The 15,488-nt window shown below is 45.6% G+C and carries 13 protein-coding genes; 10 read left to right on the top strand and 3 right to left on the bottom strand.

Annotated features, from left to right (window positions below):
* Positions 1–66: 66 nt before the first annotated feature.
* From BGP75_RS15835 to BGP75_RS15845, 3 genes are all read right to left on the bottom strand, one after another.
* Positions 67–438, bottom strand: a complete 372-nt coding sequence (locus BGP75_RS15835) for a transposase (protein WP_076719816.1) — start codon at positions 436–438, stop codon at positions 67–69.
* 62 nt (positions 439–500) lie between these two features.
* Positions 501–914, bottom strand: coding sequence for a hypothetical protein (locus BGP75_RS15840; protein ID WP_076719817.1), 414 nt, complete (start codon positions 912–914; stop codon positions 501–503).
* A 45-nt stretch (positions 915–959) separates the two neighbouring features.
* Positions 960–5,267: an RHS repeat-associated core domain-containing protein gene (locus BGP75_RS15845; RefSeq protein WP_076719818.1), complete on the bottom strand. Its 4,308-nt coding sequence runs from the start codon at positions 5,265–5,267 to the stop codon at positions 960–962.
* A 759-nt stretch (positions 5,268–6,026) separates the two neighbouring features.
* Between BGP75_RS15845 and BGP75_RS15850 the strand changes: the two genes are divergently transcribed.
* The 10 genes from BGP75_RS15850 to BGP75_RS15895 all read left to right on the top strand — a co-directional run bounded on the left by BGP75_RS15850 (position 6,027) and on the right by BGP75_RS15895 (position 15,461).
* Complete coding sequence (locus tag BGP75_RS15850) at positions 6,027–6,218, top strand: PLDc N-terminal domain-containing protein (RefSeq protein WP_076719819.1); 192 nt, start codon at positions 6,027–6,029, stop codon at positions 6,216–6,218.
* A 113-nt stretch (positions 6,219–6,331) separates the two neighbouring features.
* Entirely contained in the window at positions 6,332–6,562 is a 231-nt protein-coding gene (locus BGP75_RS15855) for a DUF2789 domain-containing protein (protein WP_076719820.1), read from the top strand.
* 5 nt (positions 6,563–6,567) lie between these two features.
* Positions 6,568–7,494, top strand: a complete 927-nt coding sequence (locus BGP75_RS15860) for a diacylglycerol kinase family protein (RefSeq protein ID WP_076719821.1) — start codon at positions 6,568–6,570, stop codon at positions 7,492–7,494.
* Complete coding sequence (locus tag BGP75_RS15865) at positions 7,491–8,294, top strand: metallophosphoesterase (protein WP_076719822.1); 804 nt, start codon at positions 7,491–7,493, stop codon at positions 8,292–8,294. The genes BGP75_RS15860 and BGP75_RS15865 overlap by 4 nt, the downstream gene beginning before the upstream one ends.
* A gap of 256 nt (positions 8,295–8,550) precedes the next feature.
* Positions 8,551–9,663: a substrate-binding domain-containing protein gene (locus tag BGP75_RS15870; RefSeq protein ID WP_076719823.1), complete on the top strand. Its 1,113-nt coding sequence runs from the start codon at positions 8,551–8,553 to the stop codon at positions 9,661–9,663.
* A gap of 76 nt (positions 9,664–9,739) precedes the next feature.
* On the top strand, positions 9,740–11,560 hold the full coding sequence (locus BGP75_RS15875; protein WP_076719824.1) for an ATP-binding protein: 1,821 nt from the start codon (positions 9,740–9,742) through the stop codon (positions 11,558–11,560).
* Entirely contained in the window at positions 11,553–12,005 is a 453-nt protein-coding gene (locus tag BGP75_RS15880; protein WP_076719825.1) for a response regulator, read from the top strand. The genes BGP75_RS15875 and BGP75_RS15880 overlap by 8 nt, the downstream gene beginning before the upstream one ends.
* A 5-nt stretch (positions 12,006–12,010) precedes the next feature.
* Positions 12,011–13,750, top strand: coding sequence for a bifunctional diguanylate cyclase/phosphodiesterase (locus BGP75_RS15885; protein WP_076719826.1), 1,740 nt, complete (start codon positions 12,011–12,013; stop codon positions 13,748–13,750).
* Positions 13,751–14,182: 432 nt separating this feature from the next.
* Complete coding sequence (locus BGP75_RS15890) at positions 14,183–14,521, top strand: zf-TFIIB domain-containing protein (RefSeq protein ID WP_076719827.1); 339 nt, start codon at positions 14,183–14,185, stop codon at positions 14,519–14,521.
* Between the two features lie 277 nt (positions 14,522–14,798).
* Positions 14,799–15,461, top strand: coding sequence for a helix-turn-helix domain-containing protein (locus BGP75_RS15895; protein ID WP_083704860.1), 663 nt, complete (start codon positions 14,799–14,801; stop codon positions 15,459–15,461).
* The last annotated feature ends 27 nt before the right edge of the window (positions 15,462–15,488 follow it).

The raw sequence follows: 15,488 nt of genomic DNA on the forward strand, positions 1-15,488 counted from the left end.
ACTCGTCCAATATCGCTAAAGCCAGCCCCTTGTTTCCACAAATCAAAAACAAGATTTCTCTCATCATTAGTGAATGTGCGCTTTGGTCTTGTCATCAAATAAACTCCGCCAAATCAGTATATTAGTATAACTGTTGCGTTGTTCACTTGAATCTACAGCGGCCTTTTTTAAAATCTCGACTTCCTCCAGAAGGTTTTCGTTTTCCTGCTTAAGTTTCGAAAGATCACTTTGATCTTCTTTCTTTGGGCGCCCTCTCCCCTTAAAAGCCTGATCACCCTTGCTATCCAATTGTTCTTTCCATTTGTAGAGCTGATTGCGACGAAGACCGAGTTCTCTCGCAACTTCGCTTGGAGTCTTATCTGACTCTTCCATCAACCGAATAGCTTCTTGTTTGAATTCCTTGGTATAAGTCTTATATGGCTTACGTTTTCTTGTCATTTGAACACTCCTGTAACGACATAGTGTCGCTATTTAAAAGTGTCCGTCAAACTGGGGGAGGTTCAGTCTGACCCCATTGGTTTTTTTGTTTTCATCAAAAACGCTACTCCCCACCCAACAGTTAGCCCGACAAGAACAAATAGCTCGGGTAAGATCACCACCCAGAGGTCCTCAATTGTTAGCGAATTCCCAACAAAGGTTCTAAATAAAACATTTCTCTTGAATATTTCCAAAGCTCCAAAAATTAGAATATAAACAGACCTTTTGTTAGAAAGAAAAATTATAACAATCCCTGCCAAGCCATAATTTAGAACTAACGGAATTGCTTGTATCCACAACATGTCGTAACCAGAAAAAGGTCTATCTAATATAAATAGTTTCGTAAAAACCATTTCCGTGAAAGAACAAAAAAATGACAAAATAATAAATATAATTATCCATAAAAAAATATTCTTTAAAAAAACCACAATACGCATTTCTATGTTTCTTCCATTTTAACGATTCCACCGCCAAACATAGGACTATCGATTAGACCACCATTCAAATGCGTCTCGACAAGCCAATTCAGCTAGCAATTCATTATACGCTCTAAGCCCTCTAGACATGGAACCTTCAAAAGAAGTAGTTTTATGCTCCTTTTCCCATCGTTCCAAAATCACATCTTCTTCCTTACCATAAAAATCAACAACACCACAATCTACACAATAACCCCAGGACACTTCTTTTCCATGTAACTCATATTTAACAAGCTCAGTAATTGTTTTATGAAAATAACAGTTAGCTTTGGCAGGCGTATAAATCATTAATGGTATACTCCAAGGCTTCGCCGCGCTCTGAAGAATTAGTTCCACTCTAATATTCCACTCCTCATTTATTTTTTCGCGAGAGACTTTCTGTGAAAACAGATCAGGAATAGTAATCCCACCTATCTCCTCGCAATACAAACCCAATCTATCTGTTAAAGTGAGGGGATTTGCAAATGCATAAGCATAGGTATTCAACCCTCCTTTTAGACCGATCGGATCACTTTGTAAATATCGGCCTAAACTAGGATCATAATCTCTAAAATAATTTTGATGTAACTTAGTCTCTTGATCATAATACTGGCCCGGGAACCGTAGGTTATTTATTACTTGATTAGTCAAGACATGCGCTTGACCAAAAACCTCGTAGCGAGCCTCCCATACGACTGAACCATTAGCAGCTAACAGTCGAACAGGTGTTCCTATTTGATCATTCTGATAATAATAGTACTTACCTTCGACAGTGCGCTGAAACAACGGAGCCGACCCTTGTTTTCCATAGGGGCCATATTGGTATTCTTTAATTAGGGAACCATCAGCATCATATTCAGCGGCAAGCCCCTGCTCCGTGTATAAGTAAAAAACCGTCGTATTCATAGAGTTTTTTCGGATTCGTCGACCATATGAATCATAGGCATATTGTGCCACTGTTATGCCATCCTGATGAACCTCTATCAAACGCTCCTCTCTGTTATAGGTATAGTTGGTAACTATAGGTGTATTATTCTCTGTATCAGCACCAATATATTCCTTCTTAATGACGTGCCCATTGTCATTGTAGCTCCAACGCCATTCACCCCCTTTTTCAATCAACTGGTTTCTAGCGTTATATGTCCCGGTTACTGTCTTTGAGATCTCGGAACCAACCGCAATAGTTTCGTGACTGACACGGTTACCAACGCCATCATAAGCAAACAATTCCGAAGTTGAATTAAGCCCTACGCCTTCAGGGTAGCTAGAAGTAGTTATCCTGCGCTGTTTATCGTAGCTAAAGCTATAGTCACCATGCTCAGTTTCGATTGATATGACATTTCCTTGAGTATCGTAACCATAGAGCGATTTTCCAAGTCCATTGCTCGCTGCATCAAAAATATTCTGTTGTTTCTGGCGTTGGAGGTCATCATATTGATACCGAACAACTGTGCCACCTGGAAGGGTCAATGTTTGAGGTAGTATCCAATCAAAATCACTATAAGCTACAGAACCTATGCCCGGTATAACAACTGCTTCGAGCTGATTATTTTTATTATAGTGATAGCTATAAGTTATTCCTTCAGGATTGGTATAGCTCTTTTTTAGCCCGTTGGGATAGTAACTATAACTGTAATTTTTCTGAAAACTTCCATAATCAACAACAACATTAATTAATTGGTCAATATCATTATATTTATATATTTCACTATGAGCAGATATATCAGAAGTCAACCCACTAGAAGCACTACCTACTCTCTGACTGTAGCCTGTATATTGACCACTTTCATTATAGGAATACTCAACCACTTTTATTGGGGAAGAGTTATCCTTATGTGCGTAAAGCTTACTTCCAACTAGTCGATTAGCATTGTCATAATTATAAGAAATTTTTTCGTCACTAGGATTAATTTCAGCTATTAAACTACCTAGCTTGCTGTATTGATAAGTACGTGAAACAGTATTTCCACTATCTCCATTCCTAATTTCCTCAGCTATCTGATTATTAAGAGTGTAGGAATAATCAGTACGACCTTCTTCGGGGTCAATAACACGAATAATATTATCTCTAGAATCATATTTATAAGAAGTAATTCCTCCAGACACATCCGTAAACCGAATTAACCGATTAAATATATCATACTGTCGAGAATCACTATTTTCTTTCTCTCCACTACTCCCGATCAAATTATTATTAACGTCATAGCTAAAGTTATTAGTTACATCTATTTCTTCGGCTCGAATAGTTCTATTTATAATGCGATTACGGCTATCATATGTAAAAAATTCATCGTAACTTGGTGTATGAATAGCACTTAAGCGTTCGTTCTGATAACTATATTTAAACTGATTTCCCATGCCATCAGTATGGCTGGCCAAACTGCCTTGGTCATTATAGCCTATAAGACTAGAATTAGAATTTGCATCAATAAAAGCAGTAAGACGATTACTCGAATCATATTCCAATATAGTACGCTTGCCTGCCATATTGGTTATCATAAGAGGAAAACCTGCCGCATTGGTAGTGAAAGAGCTAGTACTGCCATTAGCTTTAGTCAACTGTTCCAAATTACCGGCCTTATCATAACGGTAGTGCTGCCCTTGAGAGAGTGGATTAACATCGCTAAGCCGATTTCCTACAGCATCGAAACTTCGTAGCCAGTAATTGGTTTCTGCATCGGTTATTCTAAAAGAGTTTCCCAGTGCATCAAATTCTGAATAGCTGGTCACATTGTCTAAAGGATCCGTTTCCTCAACCATATTCCCCCGATCATCATACTTCCACCGAGTAACCGCCAACTCGGTCCCACCCGCAACAGACTCCCCTGTAATCATTTTGATAAGCTGCCCATACCCATCATACTCATACCGAGTAGTCCGCTGCTCAGGCAACCCCTTAGCCTCAATCAGCGCCAATAAATTCCCGGAATCATCATACTGGTACTCAGTAACAACTCCCCGAGCATCCGTTTCTGTTAAAGGAAGACTGAAACGAACGTCATAGGTAGTACTTTCACTACTCCCATCCGGATAAGTCTTACGAAGCACATTCTTAAACTGATCATACTCAGTAACGGTCTTGCCACCCCGCGGATCGGTATCCACGGTCTGGGCCACATAGGTCAGTGCCCCACTACCCACCTGAGACTGCACGCCACCACTTTCCGTCGCATAACAATTTTTGCTCACCAATCCACCACTTAAGGTAGTGACAACGGTAATCCCATAGGAGTAGCTGTAGTTATCAACTAGGTTGGCAACGCCAATTGAACCGTCGGATAGGATCACATCTCGGGTAGTCCGCGCATCATTGCCCAGTCCAAAGGAAACCAGGGTTCCGTGCTCGTCATACTCTTTTTCCTTAACGACCCCAGTAGCATCGGTTTCACGGTGGATAAAGACCCGTTTATCTTCATTAAATGAGGTTTCGTAGGTGCTTCCGGCGCCATCGGCGTTGGTCATTCCTTTCAGTTCGCCACCCTGATCCCGAGAAAAAGTACAGGTCTGACCCCCTGCTGAAATGCTGACAGCATCAGCTGCAGCAATACTGGGGCTCATGTTATAGGTGGTAGCTTGCCCTTTGGCATCACTAAAGCTGCTCAACTGACCGTTGCTGTCGTAGGTAAAGCTGTAGCGCTTACCTCTGGGGTCATCGATACCGATCAGCTTGTCTTCGCCGTCGTAGTGGTAGAGCACATTACGACCACTGTAATCGCTGACTTTTGCTATTTGGTATTCACCGGGTTTTGAACCGGGTTCCCAATCGAAGTTAACGACAACATTACCGTGATAATCGCGGACAGCGCTGATTTCACCTTGTTCATTACGATCTACACTGACGGTTACTCCATTGCGGTCGCTGTAGCGCACCATAGGAATACGGGTTATCTTGCCGTTATCATCTCGCTCTACGGCGTAGTCGATCACATTACCTTTGCGATCTGCCCAGCGATATTCGTCCTGCTCTTCCCGGTAAGTGATGGTGTAGATCAGCTGATTTTCATAGGTGGCGGTTGATTCCCCGACAATACGGGGATAATAGGAATCGATCCGGCGAAAGGACGATGGATGCTGATCTTCAACATTGATCCATGCCGGTTCCAGATCAGCCCAGCGCCGGTTCCAGATCCACTTGCCATCCTCCCAGTAACGAGTCGTGCGGACAGTTCCACCCAATACCTTTACAGTTAGATCGGTAAAGGTCTCATTGATCTTGCCGGTGGCAAAATTGGGCGGTGCATTATCGGATGTAATACCGCCCACAGCTAACGCCTCCAGGCTCAGCAACCCAGTAATGATTACTGTAGCTATGCGGATCAATGTCTGTTTTATCATAGGTTTTGAAACTGTCCTTGTAGTTGGCTATCCGGCAATACTGGTGCCGTCAATAGAGGGGCTTAAAAAAAGAGGGGTTAACGCGGCAACAAAAGAAATACTCATAGCGATCAGCCAAAACTCCATGGCAAGTTTCCAATTAAGGCAAGTATCGAAAAGTGCATCCCGTGCAGCAAACGCACGACAAATGTATCTAAATTAATCGATTTGTCAACAGACTGAAGGGACTTTAATGTCTCTTACAAGAGAAAACAAGGCTCCGCTTAGATAAAAGTTAGAAAACTTGGCGACAGGTTTAAACGCTTGGTGTTTGCTCTCTGAAGTATGTGTATTGATCGCTCTGCTGCTGATTAGCACCGCCACCTCAGCTTACAGTTGTCGCTCGCCAATTACCCAGGTATGGCGCAGGGTTCCGTTATTTAAAAGAGAGTAGAGGCAGGACTAATATTGGTAAACCGCAACTTAGCTTGTTTTACCAGTGTGTAGATTTTTCAAACGAACCTGTGATTTTTTTATGTGTTATTGACAGTTCTCTTATGGGATTTTTTTAACTTGTTGATAAATATCAAATTTATTTTTTGGCATGGCTTGTGCCTTACCAAAGTAAGGTCGCTGCAAGTTCTGTCATGCTTAAATGGGTTTGTTATGACGACCGGGTAAGGCTAAGGAACCTATGAATAAGTCCATTGTGTTCTCTGTTCAGAGGTCCCCTGATGCCGATCATCTGGCAGAGGCTAACTGTCTATTAAGGAGAGCGTTATGGGTGTTGAAGTCAGTGGTGTTTTAGGAATTCTGATTCTTATTTTGGATATTTGGGCGATTATTCAGACGTTACAAAGCTCCACAACAACCGGGCGTAAGATACTCTGGGTACTATTGATCTTGTTGCTGCCTTTTGTTGGTCTGATCCTGTGGTTCTTCTTAGGACCAAGGGGGATGAGGGGGGCTTAGCCGCATAAAACCGGCAGCAATATACAGGGTAAGCTCGACGCGATATGCTGTTATTCCAATGAAGGGGTTGTTTTTCCCCTACCGATTTTCTCACACATGGAGGCTGGATAGAGATGATTGAACCGACTCATTCCATTAATACATTGTTCGAGCAGCTGGGTTTACCGGCTGAATCTGATCAGATTGAAGCGTTTATCAGTAGCCATCAACTACAAGACGGAACCCTGTTGCATGAAGCACCATTTTGGACGCCTTCTCAATCCTCATTTTTACGGGAGGGGCTGACGGCTGATGCTGACTGGGCCGAAGTGATTGATGAGCTTGATGCCCGGTTACGAGCTTAGTTTTTATGTGCCAGTCCATTCTGCTGATTTACAACCCAGCATCAGGATATCTAATCAGCAATATGCCTGACAATGCAAAGTTCTTCTTTGAAGAACAGCTGGTCCAGCATTGTCAGGCGAATAAGATTTCATTGACCCTGCTGAGGTTGGATTCGGCGACTACTGAATCGATAGCTGGCTGCCTGCAACGCTTAAAACCTGATCAGGTATGGGTGGCCGGAGGAGATGGTACGGTCCTGAGTGTGGCAAAGGAGACGGTCCTGCTTGGTATTCCGATTGGGGTAATACCTTGCGGAACCATGAATCTTCTAGCCAGAGATATGGGTATGTCTCTCGATGTAGAGCAGGCCATCAAGCAGTTATGCAATGCTGAAGTACGAAAGATTGATATGGCAGAGCTCAATGGTCAGCCGTTTTTATGCCTCTCAAATATAGGTATGTCGACCCGATTAACAGATCAGCGAGAACGATTACGCAAGAATCCTGGGTGGATGCGATGGCCCTTAATGCTTTGGTATATGATTAAATTTATGTTCGCATACCCAACTCTGTGTGTGCATATCAAGTTGGGGGATCAGGTCCATAGTGTGCGCACCCGTTCCATATCAATCAGTAATAACTTATTGGCTCCACAAAGCTCATTGGTTCCTGAGCGGAAGAGACTTGATTGCGGAATACTGGGGATTTATGTTGCCAAAGATAGTTCAATTTGGTCGTTACCCCGACTGATCCTCCGCTTATTCAGCCGAAACTGGCAGCATGATAAGGATCTGGTGATCTTCAAAGCCGATAAGGTCCGGATTAACTTCCTTAAGCCAAAACAGCGCATTAAGGTAATGAGCGATGGAGAGCTGCGTTCAGAAATCCCTCCTTTAGAATACGAGTTAAAACCGGCTGCGCTGAAAATACTGCGACCCATTGAGCAATTATGAGTATCATCGCGCATATATCCGATCTTCATTTCGGTCGAGAGCAAATGCCTGTGATTCAGGCTCTGCTGCGCTCCTTGCGAGAGCATAGCCCTGATTTGGTTATAATAAGTGGTGATTTGACTCAGCGAGCCACCCATCGGGAGTATCAACAGGCTAAAGAGTTCCTGGATAACCTGTCGTATCCCTATATGGTCGTACCTGGAAATCATGACCTTTCAGCCCATCATATTATTGAACGTTTTATGTACCCTTGGCGAAAGTGGCGGCGTTATATCTCAGAACAGCTGGAATCGGTGGTGGAGAAACCGGAGTTTGTTGCCGTCGGAGTCAATTCTGCTCGTCGTCTGGGGTTTTACTTTGACTGGTCGAGAGGTCGTATCAATCAGACACAGGTTCGTCAGGTATTAGAGAAGTTTAAAAACACCGCTGACCCGTGTTTACGCATTGTGGTTGCACATCATCCATTCTGGTTGCCAAGCGCCAGTTTACGTCGACATTTGATCGGTGGGCGCGATGAAGCGCTGGAAGCATTTAGTCATGCCGGAGTTGATCTGGTACTGGGCGGACATATTCATCTGCCATTTATGAAAATACTGAACGGTGTATTGGTCTCCCATGCCGGTACAACGGTTTCTAATCGACTGATAACCGGTCAGCCTAATAGCTTTAATATGATCTATGGGAACCATATATCATTGCAGTTGGAAACCCTGGAGTGGGATGGTGATGAATTCAGCCTCCGCCAGCGGCAGTGCTTTAATAAAAAGGCAGAGGGGTGGGCCGCTGGAGCCACCCAGTAAATTGCATGATTCCGCCCTGTCTGCGCCACCTCTGCCACCTCTTCAATAGTCATTGTTCGACCACTGCTGACGGTATAGCGCTATGGCTGGTCTTGCTGAGTCTGATGGCAATCGGTAATCATTTTGACAGTACTAATTTTGGCAGTTAGGATTCTTGCGCACTTCCAATAGTTGATACGTTGTTGTCGTCAGGATCCGTTCTTTGAGTCGTTCATAGAATCGGTTAAGTACAGGTTACCAATTGAAGGAAGCTTTAATGTTTTTCCGTATCTTTGTCATGCTTTTCTTTGCTGTAACAGGCTTGTTTTCCAGTCTGTCATTGCAGGCACAGCCTCGGGACTATTGGATGGTTGATGAGTTTCTTTCGACGCATCCTGGTCAGCGGGCCATCAGTCAGCACTTTGCTGATCAGGTTCGTAATGCAGCCCAGCCGCTGAGGGCTAATTCAAACCGGCCAATCAGAGTCTCTGTGATTTATCCGGGGGAGCAGGTTTCAGATTATTGGCGACGCAGTGTCAGCTCATTTGAGGCGCGGATGCAGGAGTTGGGCATTAAATATACGTTACGCAGTCATTACACCAAACCAGCGGTTGCCTTAAGAGAACAGGCAGAGCAAATTATCGGGGCATTGGAGGAGGAAGCTGATTTCCTGATCTTTACTCTGGATGCCCGTCGTCATCGTAGTATTGTTGAACGTATTATTGCGGCAGGAAAACCGAAACTGATTCTTCAGAACATAACTACGCCGATTAAAGCCTGGGGCGAACAGCAGCCTTTTATGTATGTGGGTTTTGATCACGTAGAAGGGACCCGGCTATTGGCTGACTGGTATCAGGAACGCCTGCCTAAGGCTGAAAACTATGCCCTTGTTTACTGGGCGCGAGGTTACGTCAGCGAGGCGCGCGGCGATAGTTTTATCGACTTTATGCGAAAAGGATCAAACATTCAGTTGTCCAGTGCCTATTACACAGATGCTTCCAGAGCCAGTGCCTATCAGGGGGCCAGCAAGGCTATCACAAAAGAGCCTGATCTTGATTTTATTTACGCCTGCTCTACCGATGTCGCCTTAGGGGTCAGTGATGTTATCAACGAATATGGCAAGCAGGGGCAGATTCTGGTGAATGGATGGGGAGGAGGCAGTGCTGAGCTGGAGGCCTTAAAGGCAGGGCGTTTGGATGTGACGGTTATGCGGATGAATGATGATAATGGTGTTGCCATGGCTGAAGCCATCAAGCTCGATATTATTGGACTCGGGCATCAGGTACCGACAATCTACTCGGGAGACTTTGAACTGGTGACCAAGGATACCCCGGCCAAAGAGATTGAGCGTCTTAAGCAGCGTGCGTTTCGCTATTCCGGTGTGAACTGATCATGCCCGTTCAACAGACAATGCCAGTACCAGTGCGACAGATAATGAAAGAACAGCGAATGGCGTTATCGCGACAATGACAACTGTTTTATCTAAATTAAAGCTGCCGCTATTCCCTGTTATATTGTTTCTTACACTGACCTCCTTTCTGGCGGCGGCAGCGATTCAGTTATGGTCCACATCGAAAATTGCCGAGCAGACCATTGATAATGAGATCCGCAATCTAACCAAGCAAACCCACACCAGCCTGCAATTGTTTTTTGACAATCAATTGGGGCGTGCTGAGTTGCTGATCGGGCATTTTGCCAGTGATATGCCGCTGACTGAGTCTGTTTTTAACCTGCAGCGCCTGGATGCTGCTGATAACCTGGACCGACTCTATAACTCCAGGACCGGAAGCAATCTGGAGTTGCTGTTCCTGATGCTGGACGATAACCAAGTCTGGGTGGATGCCAGCTCACCTTTCTTTAGTAATTTAGAAGCCTTAGAGGCGTTACATCTGAATCGATTCAGTTTTGGTCGCTGGTATCTGTTCGAGCTGCCGGTGGCTAATGAGCCTCAGATTATTGCCTTGCGTAAAGAACCGATGATCGATACTGAAAGCGGTCAGGTCATCGGCTCGTTAGTAGGTGGATTGGTATTGTCAGGAAATTTACAGATGATTAATGAAGCCCGGCGTTATATCGGTCTTCCTGGAATTGCCCTGCGTTACCGAAACAACTTATTGGCTGAAAGTACCGATAGCGCCTTAGGATTGGAAAATCATTTCCAGAAGATAGGAGGGAATGTTGTAGAGGCCTTCAGTCGCCAAGGACAGTTTGTCGTTGGCAGCTATTTTCTTCAGCTGGGGAATGAGCTTTCTGAGCTGGAATTTCTGACTTTAATTTCCTCAGACTCCTTTCAACAACTTAAAGACAGCTATATCGCCAAGGGACTGACCCTGACTGTAATGATTCTGATTATTTCGCTGATCACCAGTTATTTGATCATAGTAATAGCTGTTCGTCCTCTGTTAAAACTGATAGGTCAGGCGAAGAATACGATCTATCACGGAAAGGACATGCATGCGGAGCAAGGGCTGATTAATGAATACAACACCCTGGGACGTACCCTTAGCCAACTGATTAACTCCTTTCATCGTCAACGAGCCTCCTTGCAGGTTGTCAATGATGAGTTGGAAGATCATGTTGATCAGCTAAAGCGCAGTAACCGTGAGCTTGACAGTTTTGCCTATGTCGCCTCCCATGATTTGAAATCGCCGCTGCGGGGAATAGAGCAGTTGGCCAGCTGGATCGAAGAGGATCTTGGTGAAAACGCACCGACAGATACGGTTCAGCACCTGAAGTTAATGCGCAGTCGTGTCGATCGAATGGAGCGACTATTGGATGACTTGCTGACCTATTCGCGGGTCGGGCGAGCCAAAGCCGGATTAACGCTGGTTGATACCGGAGCTATCGTACAGGAGAGCTTTGCTTTCCTGGCTCCGCCTCCCGGGTTCAAACTGCTATGTGAAGGGGATTTTCCGACCCTTAATACCCTGCGGGTACCGTTTGAGCAGGTACTGCAGAATCTGATCGGCAATGCCATCAAGCACCATGGTGGCGAACAGGGGCTTATTCAGGTTGAAGTAGTGACAACCGACAAAGGCTATCAGTTTACGGTGACAGATGACGGACCAGGTATTGATCCAAAGCACCATGACCGGGTGTTCGGCATGTTTCAGACATTACGCCCGCGGGATGAAGTGGAGGGCAGCGGTATCGGTCTGGCGCTGGTCGAGAAAATAGTGAATTTGTACGGAGGTGAAATCACTCTCTCCTCCGATGGTGAGCGTGGTACCCGCGTTCGTTTTACCTGGCCCAACGAAGAAACCCTAAGGAAACAGTTAAATGAGTAGTACTGTTGAAAAATACAACCAAGCATCGATTTTATTGGTTGAAGATGATGATGTCGATGCGATGGGCGTAGAGCGGGCGTTAAAAAAACTTAAGATCCTCAACCCCCTGTATCGGGCACGTAATGGCGTTGAAGCACTTGCCTTGTTGCGCGAGGAGGATGCCATCCCACGTCCTTATCTGGTGTTACTGGACCTCAATATGCCAACCATGAACGGGCTTGAGTTCCTCAGCGAGATTCGCAGTGACGAAGCGCTGACCGATTCAGTTGTGTTTGTATTGACCACTTCCAAAGCCGATGAAGATAAGACCGCTGCGTACCGTAAACATGTGGCTGGTTATATCCTCAAAAAACAAGTAGGTGACGGATTCATCGAAATGATTAAAATGTTGGACCATTATTGGCGGGTAGTGGAGCTACCCCATTCACAACCAAAAGAGATTTAAAATATATGAAGCTGCTACTCATTGATGATGACCAGCTTGACCGGATGGCCGCTATCAGGGTGCTCAGACAGTCTGCGCAACCGATTACAGTCGTTGAAGCGGCTACAGCAGAGGAAGGAATCCAACAGTTAGAGGACCATCATTTTGATGCCATTCTTCTCGATTACCGGCTGCCGGATACCGATGGCCTGGACGTGCTGCGATTGTTGCGTATCAACCGTGGTACCTCGATTATCATGCTCAGCGGCTGTGAGGATGAAGAGCTTGCTGCCCGCTGTATCGAAGCTGGGGCTCAGGACTTTCTCTTAAAACAAGAGCTTAACTCCAGACACCTGTTGAGGTCTATCGCCCATGCCCGACAGCGCCACGGGTTGGAAATGGAGCTGCGCAAAAGCCATGAAAAGCTGCGGGAGCTGGCTCAACAGGACCAGTTGACCGGGCTGCATAACCGCTATTACTTTGAGAAGCAGCTGCGGGAGACGATTTCCCGAGCCTATCTCTGTAGTGAGGAGCTGGCGCTGCTATTGCTCGATCTCGATAATTTTAAAGTCGTCAACGATACGCTTGGGCACGATGCAGGAGATCAGTTACTGCGGATCGTTTCTTCTCGATTGGCCAGTGTTGTTCGGGAAGGGGATCTGTTGTGCCGGTTAGGAGGTGATGAATTTGCTATATTGGCACACCACATTGATGAAGATGAGGATATTAATCACCTTGCCCATCGACTGATGGAGGTATTGTCAGACCCCATTGAATTACGCGGATCTGAAATTCACGTGACCACGAGTATTGGCGTTGCCAGTCTGTCCGTTTGCAGTGAAGGGACCGAAGGGCTGATGAAATGCGCCGATATTGCCATGTACCGTGCCAAAGATACGGGTCGTAATCAGATTCATCACTATACCTCCATGTTGCATCGAGATATTCAGCAGCGAGTGCAGGTTGAAAGGGATCTGAGAAAGGCGGTAGAAGAACAACAGTTTGTCATTCATTATCAGCCCCAGGTGACGGTAAGCGGAATGATTGTCAGCGTCGAGGCCCTGGTCCGCTGGCAGCATCCTCAGCGAGGTTTGCTGTATCCCGGGGACTTTATCGGAATTGCTGAGGATTCGGGACTGATTGAACCGATTGGTCGCTGGGTGCTGCAAAATGCCTGTCAGCAACTGGCCAGTTGGAAGCACCGTTTGACTGCATCGGGGCAGCAGTTGAGCCTGGCGGTTAACCTCTCTTCAGTACAGTTAAGAAAAGATAACTTGCTGCCGGCGGTGAATGAGGCACTGGCTACCAGCGGACTGGCTCCTGAAAACCTGGAGCTGGAGCTGACGGAAAACATGCTTATTGAGGAACCGGAGAAAGCGGCTGTCGTGCTGGAGCAGTTAGCTGGCCGAGGAGTCACTATCTCGGTGGATGATTTTGGCACCGGGTATTCCTCCCTGAGCCATCTGCGAGTATTCCCGATCAGTACCTTGAAAATTGATCGATCATTTGTTCAGGAGATCGAGCATCGAGAACAGGATGCCCGGTTCTTTAAAGCGGTGACATCATTGGCGAAGACGATGGAACTGACCGTGGTGGCGGAAGGTGTCGAAACCACCTCACAGGCGAAACTCTGTCTGCAGGCAGGTTGCGACCGTCTTCAGGGCTATCTCTTTTCAAAACCAGTTCCCCCTGCACGGCTGGAAATGCTGCTCTTTTCCGAAGAAGAGGCAGATAGCATGTTCGAATTGGCTCCGCTTCCCTGTTGATTCTGCCTTTGTGTTGATACTGTCTTTGTTGATAGCGGCTTATGGGTAATTATAGGCGCGTTTTAGTATCGTTAAGCCATCCGTTGGCTGCTGTGAGAGTCGTCGGACAAGCATCGTCGGAACAGATAAAGCACTATTGTGAAGACAGATAAAGCACTACTGTGAAGACAGATTAACGCATTATAGTGAAGACAGTTAAAACAGTGGAACAACCGCAGCAAAGTGCTGTCCACTGGTTTTAGAACTCTGTTTAAATCATGCTGTTAAGTCGATAAATTGAAATCAATAGCGTTGAATCCGTTGCGTTACATCGGTTGCACTCAATAAACGGATCCTTATCAAGGATCCTGTTATCAGCTGCGTTGTCTGTAACGGACTTATTAAAATGGCGACTGATTGAAGCTGTTGAGCCAGAAAGTAAGGGGAATATCTATGAAGTGTCCACATTGTGATGTGTTGCTGCAAATGGCAGATCGACAGGGTATTGAAATTGACTATTGTCCGCAATGTCGAGGGGTTTGGTTAGATCGCGGGGAGCTGGATAAAATTATTGATCGGGTAACGGCAGAGACAGTTAATCCATCGGTCGCCCCCCAAAACCAACAACCGCCTCAGGGGTATCAACAGCAGGGATATCAGCAGCCGCAAGATTATCAGCAAGGACATAGCCATAAACAAAAATACGATCATCATAAGGGTTACAAGCAAGGCTATTACAAGCATAAGAAACGCAAGTCTGTGATCGGTGAAATATTCGATATTTTTGATTGATCAGCGATACAGATATCGTCTGTACGACAGAAAAAAGGCTGTACATTGATGAGAATACCCACTTGGATGATTAATCGACGGTGGGTATTAACTCTTGATCAATCGACTTCCCTGTAGCAGTGCAGTGACAGGCCAAGAATGGTGAAATATATATATCATTTTTCATCTTAGTGATGTTGCTGACCGTGCCTATGTTATGATGAGGCCATCTCTGAGCGAGCGTTAGCGCTTTAAAGGTTTTCAAAAGGCACAGATTTTCAAAGGTATCGTTTCTCTGATGGCTTCCGTAGCAGACAAGAAAATACAAAAGTCGAAAAAATCAGGTTCTCTGAAACCTGGACCGAAAAAAGCAGATGCTAAACAAGAAACCTCTCTGGACCCGGACAATATACGCATTGGTCTACAGATTCGTGACCTGCGTAAATCCAAGCGTGTCACGCTGGCGTCTTTGGCGCAGCAGGTTAATAAATCAGTGGGTTACCTTAGCCAGGTAGAGCGTGGGGTTTCGGCATTACCCATTCCGGTGCTGCAAGCAATAAGCACGGCGCTTGATGTCCAGATCAGTTGGTTTTTTCATGGCGATAATGAGGCTCCTGCAGAGGAACAGCAGTATATTGTTCGCAGCGGGATGCGACGGGCGCTGAATTTTACCGGTATGGGTATCAGAGAGGAGTTACTGAGCCCTCGTCTGAGTGGTCAGTTACAGATGGTTATGACCACTATAGAGCCTGGAGCCAGTGGTGGCAGTGAACCCCGTCAACGTAAAGACGAAGAGGGCGGCTTTGTACATTCAGGCACCTTGGAACTGACGATTGGTTCGCAAGTGTTTACCCTGAATACCGGAGACAGTTTTGCTCTGTCGGGTGATGAGCCCCATTGGTTTCGTAACCCCAGTGATAAATATACCGAAGTGATCTGGGTGTTGGTTGATACCTATTAAGTCCCCCCTATAAAATTCAGAGGCTAT

The organism is Motiliproteus sp. MSK22-1, from assembly GCF_001968815.1.
Classification (GTDB): Bacteria; Pseudomonadota; Gammaproteobacteria; order Pseudomonadales; family Balneatricaceae; genus Motiliproteus.

What these genes read in the sequence shown, in the direction of transcription:
- BGP75_RS15875 (WP_076719824.1), top strand. Translation starts at nt 9,740, where the DNA reads ATGACAACTGTTTTATCTAAATTAAAGCTGCCGCTATTCCCTGTTATA.
- BGP75_RS15890 (WP_076719827.1), top strand. Translation starts at nt 14,183, where the DNA reads ATGAAGTGTCCACATTGTGATGTGTTGCTGCAAATGGCAGATCGACAG.
- BGP75_RS15895 (WP_083704860.1), top strand. Translation starts at nt 14,799, where the DNA reads ATGGCTTCCGTAGCAGACAAGAAAATACAAAAGTCGAAAAAATCAGGT.
- BGP75_RS15880 (WP_076719825.1), top strand. Translation starts at nt 11,553, where the DNA reads ATGAGTAGTACTGTTGAAAAATACAACCAAGCATCGATTTTATTGGTT.
- BGP75_RS15835 (WP_076719816.1), bottom strand. Translation starts at nt 438, where the DNA reads ATGACAAGAAAACGTAAGCCATATAAGACTTATACCAAGGAATTCAAA.
- BGP75_RS15855 (WP_076719820.1), top strand. Translation starts at nt 6,332, where the DNA reads ATGATTGAACCGACTCATTCCATTAATACATTGTTCGAGCAGCTGGGT.
- BGP75_RS15860 (WP_076719821.1), top strand. Translation starts at nt 6,568, where the DNA reads ATGTGCCAGTCCATTCTGCTGATTTACAACCCAGCATCAGGATATCTA.
- BGP75_RS15865 (WP_076719822.1), top strand. Translation starts at nt 7,491, where the DNA reads ATGAGTATCATCGCGCATATATCCGATCTTCATTTCGGTCGAGAGCAA.
- BGP75_RS15885 (WP_076719826.1), top strand. Translation starts at nt 12,011, where the DNA reads ATGAAGCTGCTACTCATTGATGATGACCAGCTTGACCGGATGGCCGCT.
- BGP75_RS15840 (WP_076719817.1), bottom strand. Translation starts at nt 914, where the DNA reads ATGCGTATTGTGGTTTTTTTAAAGAATATTTTTTTATGGATAATTATA.
- BGP75_RS15845 (WP_076719818.1), bottom strand. Translation starts at nt 5,267, where the DNA reads ATGATAAAACAGACATTGATCCGCATAGCTACAGTAATCATTACTGGG.
- BGP75_RS15870 (WP_076719823.1), top strand. Translation starts at nt 8,551, where the DNA reads ATGTTTTTCCGTATCTTTGTCATGCTTTTCTTTGCTGTAACAGGCTTG.
- BGP75_RS15850 (WP_076719819.1), top strand. Translation starts at nt 6,027, where the DNA reads ATGGGTGTTGAAGTCAGTGGTGTTTTAGGAATTCTGATTCTTATTTTG.